This window comes from Leptolyngbya sp. AN10 (assembly GCF_050565645.1).
Taxonomy (GTDB): domain Bacteria; phylum Cyanobacteriota; class Cyanobacteriia; order Leptolyngbyales; family Leptolyngbyaceae; genus Leptolyngbya.
Genome location: NZ_JBNXVP010000111.1, coordinates 1 through 1,046, shown reverse-complemented (window position 1 = coordinate 1,046; position 1,046 = coordinate 1). Strand labels below are relative to the sequence as shown.

Sequence of the window (1,046 nt, the reverse complement as noted above, 5' to 3'; positions counted from 1 at the left end):
ATTGACATCAGTTGCCGGAATTTTTCACACAAATGGTACCAGTCTAGGATGACGAGGACTGCACTGCCAAAGGTGCGAGTCCAGCGTTGACGAATGACGGTTGCCCCATCACTGATGACCACTAATGGCAGCAGCGTCGATCTCCCATAAACCTGTTGAACTCGCCCTTGCACCACCGCTTCAATCGACAATCGCAGGCTGCCATCCGCAGCGATGGGGGCACTCAAACACTCAAACTGCTGGGGCGCTGTTTGTAGCACGACGACATCGGTCGAGACGGTCTTCGGATGCTCAGACCGCTCTGCTTCTGGAACCGGTGAACGGGAACGCTCTGGTTTCTGGGCTTTCACACCAATCGCATCATCGAACAACAGGACTTCGGCACAACGGCTATCGTACAAGTCAATCTCATTCGTGACGGCAATCGCAGCATCACTCTGGTGAGCAACAGTCGTGCGTTCTATCGTCTCGCTCAGGTGTAAGGCTTGTTGTTGAACCAAGTGCCAAATCGTTTGGCAACTCAGCACTCGCGCTCCACAGTGCCGTTCCACCAGTGCCGCAACTTCTTGGTAACTCAATCGATTGCTGTAGTAAGCACAGAACTCTTGCAGTCCTCGACCTAAATCAGGATGACCCTCTGGCTGTGTTAACTCTAAATCGCTCAGACTGATACCCTCAAATTGATACTTCTGCACCGCAAACTCAAATGCGCCATGCAAGGTTTTTAACCTCACTTGCCGTGTTCCATTACACCGCAGTCCTAGCTTGTTTTTTCCCCCGCTGTAAACTCTGTCTGTGCCTGTTGCAGCAGTTCGGCTTCGATCTCTGGCAACGCTTCTTTGCGCCAGTTCTCGACCTCCGCTTCTATCGAATCTAAGTTCGCATTCTTCAAGTTCACCTGCTTGGCTGGCTTCTGACTGATAATATTGCCATCGTCGTCTCGAATAATGACTTCGATGCTTGCCATGATGCTGACTCCGACTTCAAAGTTGATTTGTCGTGATCTTAGCGGCTTTTCACTTCATCAACCGATTATTTAGAGGTGG

2 protein-coding genes are annotated in these 1,046 nt (G+C 50.8%); both read right to left on the bottom strand.

All coding sequences use genetic code 11. The annotated features are described in order from the left end of the window. Nucleotides 1–734: hypothetical protein (locus ACQ4M5_RS41780; protein WP_430681696.1), on the bottom strand; the 734-nt coding region annotated here is incomplete at its 3' end. A 26-nt stretch (nucleotides 735–760) separates the two neighbouring features. After that, nucleotides 761–967, bottom strand: a complete 207-nt coding sequence (locus ACQ4M5_RS41775) for a hypothetical protein (RefSeq protein WP_430681695.1) — start codon at nucleotides 965–967, stop codon at nucleotides 761–763. Nucleotides 968–1,046: the final 79 nt, after the last annotated feature.

What these genes read in the sequence shown, in the direction of transcription:
- ACQ4M5_RS41775 (WP_430681695.1), bottom strand. Translation starts at nt 967, where the DNA reads ATGGCAAGCATCGAAGTCATTATTCGAGACGACGATGGCAATATTATC.